This window comes from Syntrophomonas sp., assembly GCF_028707975.1.
Taxonomy (GTDB): Bacteria; Bacillota; Syntrophomonadia; order Syntrophomonadales; family Syntrophomonadaceae; genus Syntrophomonas.
Genome location: NZ_JAQVZX010000086.1, coordinates 1 through 7576 on the forward strand (window position 1 = coordinate 1; position 7576 = coordinate 7576).

Below are 7576 nucleotides of genomic sequence, written 5' to 3' on the forward strand. Positions count from 1 at the left end.
CAGAAACTGGTGATAACTGATGTAAAAACTACGGAAAAAGCAGTGGCCCTGACCTTCGATGATGGCCCCGATCCAGTAAATACTCCGGTAGTTCTTGATGTATTAAAGAAGCATCAAGCCCAGGTCACTTTTTTTGTTGTGGGAATAAGGGCGGAAAAACAGCCTGAACTTCTGCAAAGAATGGCCGCTGAAGGACATGAAATCGGTAACCACAGTTATAGTCACGCGGATTTCAATCACAAGAAAAAGGAGTTTTACCAGGAAGAAATCCAGAAAACCAATGCATTGATTGAACGTATCAGCGGCCAAAAGCCCCAGCTTTTTCGTCCACCAGGCGGTTATCTTTCCTATGATATGGTTGAGGTCACCCAGAAAGAAAAAATCACCATAGCCTACTGGACCTATCAGCAGGATAGTAAAGATTGGCAAGGAAACAGTTCTTCTCAAATTGCCGCCCACATAATAAAAAACATAAAACCTGGTCAGATAATAATACTTCATGATGGCTATAAAAACGGCCTGGAAACAGCCCGCGCAGTGGATGAACTGATTCCTAAGCTTAAGCAGAAAGGTTACCGTTTTCTAACTATGAGTGATTTAATGCTCTTGGAGAAGCAGGAATAAAGTTGGAAACATCGCCATAAAAATGTAGGAGAATAAAGAGAGGAGGAAAAAAGCATGCCCAAAGTTTTTGGTTTTTACAAGATACGGGCCAGAACCAGGCTGACCCTTACCGCTCTGGTTACCCTGATTATCCTGGTAAGTGGAGCTTTATATGTACAGGCCTATAATAAAAACAAGCCGGTATATGAAGTACCAACCGAGAAAAAGATGGCGGCTCTTACCTTTGATATTAGTTGGGGTAACAAAACTCCCATGCCGGTTATTGAGATTCTGAAAGAAGCGGATGTTACCTGCACCTTTTTCCTTTCCGGTCCCTGGGTTAAAGAAAACCCGGAAGTAGTACAAAGGATTAAAAAGGACGGTCATGAACTGGCCAGTCATGGCTATCGTCACATCAATTACAGTACTTTAAGTAAAAGTGAAATTAAGGAAGAGGTTATGAAAGCTCACAAGAATATTAACGAGGTAGCAGGAGTGAATGCTAATTTGATAAGAACCCCCAACGGGGACTATAATGACCATGTTATTGAAGCCATTCATGAAATAAATTATGAGGCTATTCAATGGAGTGTTGATTCTCTGGACTGGATGAATCCGGGAACCGCTACCATTATAGAAAGGGTAAAGAAGAAGGTTCATCCCGGAGCTATTATTCTTATGCACGCCAGCGACACTTGCAAACAAACTACCGATGCCCTGCCCGCCGTAATAAAAAACCTTAAGGAACAAGGCTACGAACTGGTTACAGTCTCGACCTTGCTAAAAGAAATACCCCCAGAAAACAATTGAAGCCATTTGATCCTACCCTCAAATGGCTTCCAGCTTACTCTTCCTGGTCTTCAAATCCTTCAATATGCTCAAGACCAATGTCTCTGAGTATTTCGTCTATTAACTTCTTATCCAATTATAAAGTCCCTCCTTTCTTATAAGTACATTCAGCTTGAAGTTCTCACGCAACCTGCTCCGCTTCCCGGTCACTTAAGGCCACCTGCCAGAACCACTGCCAGCTTCAAGCTTGATATAGCATAACCTATATACCTATTTTTTACAAGGGTTGTTCCTTACAGAATGATGAATAACTCGTTAAAATCAGGTAAAAAAGGGGTTAATTCTTCCTCTTCTAAAGATCTGCCTCTGATTAAGCCCGAGCTCTCCTCAGGTTTCTCCCGGAATAATCCCCTCCTTCCTGAACTTAACAAGCGCTGCCTCACATACTTTGAGTAGCTAAGGCTCAATACTAGATTTAGCAATCGTAATAATTTTTAAAGTAAGTGAGGTTAAACTGATGTTAAGCAAAGATGGTATAATCGCCCGTTATATTTTAAGCTTTTGTTTCTTTTTCGCCTCGGGTACAGAAATCTTAACTGGCTGGCATGCCACCATAAGCGGTGTCCTGGGTTGCGTAGAACTGGCCACGGCTCTATTAAAATATTCCCCGCTATATGAATTATGGGCTATAATCAAAAATCATTACCAACAAAACAAAGCACTGGAATAATGAAGGAATATATATTAGGCCGGGGAATTCTATACTATTCTTATGTAATGGGTCTCATTAATTTTTTTCACTTTCCCGGCTTTCCCCAGGCGCTTAAGGTGCTTATCAATCATCATTTTAGTAAAAAAGACAGCATACGGCGTTTTCCCTTTGAAGCCTTCTATAAAATCCTGCCGTGCAATATCATCAATAGTCCTGGGCTCAGCCAGGTAAATCAGGCTCTGTTCTTCCTTCTTCAAAGGCACATCCAGATAGGCCTGCAGCAAAGCAGGAATATTATCCTGAGCAGCGTCAAATACCCTCCGGTGCGAAGTTACCAGTATACGGGGGTTTATTTCTATCAGCTTTTTTATTGATTTTTCCAATTCGTCAAAATCAGAAAGTCCTCCCCCATACCAGGGTCCGTCCGGTGCCAAATCCAAATCAGCAGAAAAGAGAATCCCTTCCTTTTCACAATAAAAAGCATAATGACCGGGAGAATGACCTGGCAAGTGGATAGCTCTCAGCGAAGTTGCCCCCAGTTCGAAAACATCCCCATCCTTGATCAAGCCATCCAATTGAACTTCCTGAAAACCACGCTGGGCTGGTACATCTTCTGGAAGCGACATGGTGCCAGAGAGGAGTCCCCGGTCCATCTGCCCCATCAGTCTTTCCCAATCGTAAAAACCGGAGAATTCCAGGTAAAGCTCCTGATCCTGATAGGTCAGAGCTTCTTCCCTGCCCGCCATAATCCTGGCTCGGGAGAAAAAACTGATTCCATTTACATGGTCAAAGTGGTTATGACTGAGCAAAAGCAACTCAATCTTATCCGTAGGTATTTCCGCATAAGCCCTGCCCCCTGAACCAGCATCTATAAAGGTTTGCACCTCATCATCGATATACAACGAATTACTATACGGGAACACAGCCCTGGCCTCCGGCCTAATCAACTTAATTACGCTGGTTAAAGCAATTATCATTTTGTAACTCCCCCTCCAATAACAACTTCTCTTTCTAGATAAAAAAGCCCGGAAATCCCGGGCTTGATTAACAGTTCATTATGTGAGCTATTAGCATTTATCTACTCCAACTTTTCCAACATTTCCAATACCATGTCAAAGAAATAATTGATATCCTCCCGGTTGTTAATTCCGGCTTTGAAAGCCACTTCAGGGAAACGGCTCTGACTGTTGACTTTAACACTAACTGTATATAGCGCCTGATCAATCTCCTCTTCCAGGCTTTCCAGGTCGGCCTCACTCCACTCTTCATCCAGAACTAAATCATCATCGTCAGGATTATGTCTTATGTGATGAAGATTGATTTCCTCGTTATTATCGATAATCTGGGCAACTATCCACATTACATCCGTACAAGTCATATCCATTTCTTCACTTAATTGTAGTATTTCGTTGGCTACAGGTGTGATCTTTAATAAGTCGGAGAGATTTACCGGTTCTCCCTTTCCCCATCTTTTCTTCACCATATCACCTCCGTATTTATTAGCCGACGGATCAAGATAAGCATTGCCAAGGGCACTATTATGGGTAATACAATAAACCATTGCCTATTAATTGTCCATATCAAATTCTACTCTTATCATTAAGATAATATGTGAGTCCCGCCTAAAAATAGGGTTTAATAGGTCTCACTTAACTTGCAGGTATTTATATCCTATTGATTCAGGCCACGCTCATAAAAATACCATAAATAAAAGCTCAAGGCAAGTTTTTATGGGGATTATTAAACTCCTCCACCCCATACAACTCTTTACGTTTTTCTCGGCGTAAGCGTTCCACATCAGGTTTTACCATTTTCTTTAGTTCCATTCGCTTATTACTTATGAAATTCTCCAAATCAGCTGTACTCAATCGCTTATCATGTCGTCCCAGACGAATACTGAGACATTCGTTTAATTGCAGGTAAAAATTAAATTCTGCTTTGACCCTTTCTCCATTATGTTCAAAAATTGCATCTCCACCGGCTTTATTGCGGTCTGTCAAGCGTAAGTTTTCAATGCCAATAAAATTCAAAAAGCACACCTCCGAACTACTTCGCATCCTTATATAAATATTGGTTTCGACATCTGAAAGCATAATCCCTGCAAAAAGCATAGGTAGCATATAAATGCCAAGATTTTTTACTTCCCATTTAATAGAGAAGCAAGCAACAACGTGCTATTATTAAGGAAGGACAAATAAAAAACCGGGGCCATCCCCTGCTATAAAATCTATATGCTTCATAAAATTCCTTGGCGATATTAGCTTTACATAAACCTGATGTCAAGTCAAGAGATAATCAAAGAAATCCCGTTAAATTCTGAGATAGCCTGAAATATCGTACAAATTTCCTGTTTTTTCGGTACTTTGCCAGGAAAGCCGGTATTTTGGGCTTTGAAATATATCCCGGGGAAGTCTAATATTTTTAATATGACCGTATTGTGACCATTTTTCACCTCAAATCAACCGCAGTGCTTCCAAGCCTGTTCTGTGGGATCTTCTCTCGCCAAGCTCTGAGGCTTTGCATATAGAATTGTTTCGGGCTTCAAAAATTTCCTGTCTAAGGCAGGATAAGGTTTTTATGAGGTATAAGGAGGGGATAAAACGTTAATAAATAAAATTATGCTAATAAGAGTTTTTAGGAGTTAAATCTCCTGTACCAAAAGTTCTTATTAAACAAGCGGTTTATGCACAACTCAAGTAAGCCAACTTTGCATTGTTCCAGATTTGACCCGACAATACCCAAAAATAAAATGGCTGACTTTAGTAACCGCCAAGATGAACTGTGGCCTACCAGGGCGAGCTACATAGAGACTAGTGATCTCCCACTAAGAAGACTTTAAAAAATGTAGAAAGAAGGTTGATAAGTAGTGACTTTGGATTTTGTCGCTCTATTTCCTATAGGCAAGCACTTAAAAGCAGCTAAGGCCATGTTCGCTGCCCTTTTAAGCCTGCTTATGCTGTTGCTGTGGCCGGCGGTAGCCTTTGCCGGTGAAGCTAATCTGGTTATTCCGAAGTTGAGCCCAGAGCAGAATAATTTACTTATCGCTGGTATCGTGGTTTGCGTACTAGGTATGTTATTTGGTCTTTATCAATTTACCCAGGTTAAAAAACTCCCCGCTCACCAATCCATGCTGGATGTAGCGAGTATCATTTATGAGACCTGTAAGACTTATCTGATTCAGCAAGGCAAGTTCCTTATATTACTGTTTGCCTTTATCGGATTCTGCATAGCCTTCTACTTTGGCTTCCTGCAAAAAACTCCCTTAAGCGGGGTATTGCTGATCCTGGCCTGGACCGTGATAGGTATCCTCGGTTCCTACAGTGTGGCCTGGTATGGTATCCGCATGAACACCCTGGCCAACAGCCGGACTGCCTTCGCGGGCCTGGAGAAAAAACCGCTCAAGGTTTTAAATATTGCGCTTGATGCCGGTATGAGCATAGGGGTACTTCTGGTCTGCGTTGAATTGATTATGATGCTCATAATCCTGCTTTTTGTGCCCCGGGAACTGGCCGGTGCCAGCTTCATCGGCTTTGCTATAGGTGAATCTCTGGGAGCCAGCGCCTTGCGTATCGCGGGTGGAATATTTACCAAGATTGCCGATATCGGTTCCGACTTAATGAAAATCGAATTTGGTATAAAAGAAGATGATCCGCGTAATCCTGGGGTTATCGCTGACTGTACCGGTGACAATGCCGGTGACAGTGTAGGCCCGACTGCGGATGGATTTGAAACTTACGGGGTAACCGGCGTAGCCCTGGTCACCTTTATCGTTCTAGCAGTAGCACCAGCCCTGCAAACGGCTCTCTTGACCTGGATCTTCGTAATGCGCGTCTTGATGGTTATTACCTCCATCGCTTCATTCTTTATTAATAGAGCCTTCAGCCAGGCTAAGTATGCCGGCAAGGAAGAATTCGATTTTGAACAACCTTTAACCAGCCTGGTATGGATTACTTCCCTGCTTTCCATTGCGGTGACCTTTGCGGTCAGCTATTTCCTACTGGGACCGTCCTCCAACGCTCCGGCTAACCTGCAATCGCTCTGGATCATCCTGGCCGCTATAATTAGTGTTGGAACCCTGGGGGCAGCCATAATTCCTGAGTTCACCAAAATCTTTACCAGTCCTAAATCCAGCCATGTAGCGGAAGTGGTGAAAGCTTCCCGAGAAGGTGGCCCTTCGCTGAACATTTTATCGGGTCTGGTAGCCGGTAATTTCAGTGCCTTCTGGATAGGTATGGTTTTCCTGGCTCTCATGTTTACCGCCTATTATTTCAGCGGCTTTGGTTTAGCCGAAATTATGATCTATCCCTCCATATTTGCTTTCGGCCTGGTGGCTTTCGGTATGCTGGGCATGGGTCCGGTTACCATTGCCGTAGACAGTTATGGACCGGTTACTGATAACGCCCAGTCCATTTATGAACTGTCTCTGATTGAGACCCTTCCCAATATCAGCAAGGAGATTCAAAAGGATTTTGGTTTTAAGCCTGACTTCGATAAAGCCAAGTACTATCTGGAAGCCAACGATGGTGCTGGCAATACCTTCAAGGCAACCGCGAAGCCAGTATTAATTGGAACCGCTGTGGTTGGAGCTACTACCATGATTTTCTCCCTAATTCTGGTTATCCAGAGTGTTCTGGGAGTTCAGCCAGAGAGCATCCTTACCATACTCAACCCCTATACTATTCTGGGATTCATCTGTGGCGGTGCGGTAATCTACTGGTTTACCGGTGCTTCCATCCAGGCCGTAACCACTGGGTCCTACCGGGCAGTAGAATATATCAAGAAGAATATCCAACTTGATGAAAAGGCCAGCCAAAAAGCGTCCACGGAGAAATCAAAAGAAGTGGTAAAGATCTGCACCCAATATGCCCAGGCGGGAATGTTCAACATCTTTATCGCCATATTCTCCTTTGCTATGGCCTTTGCTTGCCTCTCCGCCCCCAGGACCTATGATGCGCCGGTGGCTCTTTTTGTCTCCTATCTGATTTCCATTGCCTTATTCGGTTTGTTCCAGGCGGTCTTTATGGCCAATGCCGGTGGCTGCTGGGATAATGCCAAGAAGGTCGTGGAAGTAGATCTGCAGGAAAAGGGTACTCCTTTACACGATGCTACCGTTGTGGGTGATACTGTAGGCGATCCTTTCAAAGATACCTCTTCAGTGGCCTTGAATCCCATCATTAAGTTCACCACCCTGTTTGGTTTACTAGCCATGGAAATTGCCATTTCCGAATCTTTCCGGAATATAGCTCCGGTGGTCGGCGCTGTATTCCTGCTTATCGCACTGTTCTTCGTGTGGCGTTCCTTCTACGGCATGAGGATTCCCACCAAATAGTTGAAGAGCTTTAGCACACCATCAAAAGCCTCACGACCGTAAAGTCGTGAGGCTTTTTTGATGATAACTAAGAACCACTGGCCCGAACGGTATTCATTACTCCTTAGTTCAGCGATACTTCAGGCACTCCAAACACTCCACAA

The 7576-nt window shown here is 43.4% G+C and carries 7 protein-coding genes; 4 read left to right on the top strand and 3 right to left on the bottom strand.

The window, feature by feature from the left end:
- The 3 genes from PHP87_RS09610 to PHP87_RS09620 form a co-directional block, all read left to right on the top strand.
- On the top strand, positions 1-624 hold a 624-nt coding region (locus PHP87_RS09610), incomplete at its 5' end, for a polysaccharide deacetylase family protein (RefSeq protein WP_299920698.1).
- 54 nt (positions 625-678) lie between these two features.
- The gene (gene pdaB, locus PHP87_RS09615; protein ID WP_299920700.1) at positions 679-1413 is read left to right on the top strand and encodes a polysaccharide deacetylase family sporulation protein PdaB; all 735 of its coding nucleotides are present in this window, start codon (positions 679-681) and stop codon (positions 1411-1413) included.
- Between the two features lie 496 nt (positions 1414-1909).
- The gene (locus PHP87_RS09620; RefSeq protein ID WP_299920703.1) at positions 1910-2122 is read left to right on the top strand and encodes a YgaP-like transmembrane domain; all 213 of its coding nucleotides are present in this window, start codon (positions 1910-1912) and stop codon (positions 2120-2122) included.
- 29 nt (positions 2123-2151) lie between these two features.
- Here the strand turns inward: PHP87_RS09620 and PHP87_RS09625 are convergent, their stop codons facing one another.
- The 3 genes from PHP87_RS09625 to PHP87_RS09635 all read right to left on the bottom strand — a co-directional run bounded on the left by PHP87_RS09625 (position 2152) and on the right by PHP87_RS09635 (position 4134).
- The gene (locus PHP87_RS09625; RefSeq protein ID WP_299920707.1) at positions 2152-3081 is read right to left on the bottom strand and encodes an MBL fold metallo-hydrolase; all 930 of its coding nucleotides are present in this window, start codon (positions 3079-3081) and stop codon (positions 2152-2154) included.
- Between the two features lie 101 nt (positions 3082-3182).
- The gene (locus PHP87_RS09630; protein WP_299920710.1) at positions 3183-3587 is read right to left on the bottom strand and encodes a hypothetical protein; all 405 of its coding nucleotides are present in this window, start codon (positions 3585-3587) and stop codon (positions 3183-3185) included.
- Positions 3588-3819: 232 nt separating this feature from the next.
- Positions 3820-4134, bottom strand: coding sequence for a hypothetical protein (locus tag PHP87_RS09635; protein ID WP_299920712.1), 315 nt, complete (start codon positions 4132-4134; stop codon positions 3820-3822).
- 896 nt (positions 4135-5030) lie between these two features.
- Here PHP87_RS09635 and PHP87_RS09640 point away from each other — a divergent pair.
- The gene (locus PHP87_RS09640; protein WP_299920715.1) at positions 5031-7433 is read left to right on the top strand and encodes a sodium-translocating pyrophosphatase; all 2403 of its coding nucleotides are present in this window, start codon (positions 5031-5033) and stop codon (positions 7431-7433) included.
- Positions 7434-7576: the final 143 nt, after the last annotated feature.

Coding starts and splice junctions, on each gene's coding strand:
- pdaB (WP_299920700.1), top strand. CDS start 679: ATGCCCAAAGTTTTTGGTTTTTACAAGATACGGGCCAGAACCAGGCTG.
- PHP87_RS09620 (WP_299920703.1), top strand. CDS start 1,910: ATGTTAAGCAAAGATGGTATAATCGCCCGTTATATTTTAAGCTTTTGT.
- PHP87_RS09625 (WP_299920707.1), bottom strand. CDS start 3,081: ATGATAATTGCTTTAACCAGCGTAATTAAGTTGATTAGGCCGGAGGCC.
- PHP87_RS09630 (WP_299920710.1), bottom strand. CDS start 3,587: ATGGTGAAGAAAAGATGGGGAAAGGGAGAACCGGTAAATCTCTCCGAC.
- PHP87_RS09640 (WP_299920715.1), top strand. CDS start 5,031: ATGTTCGCTGCCCTTTTAAGCCTGCTTATGCTGTTGCTGTGGCCGGCG.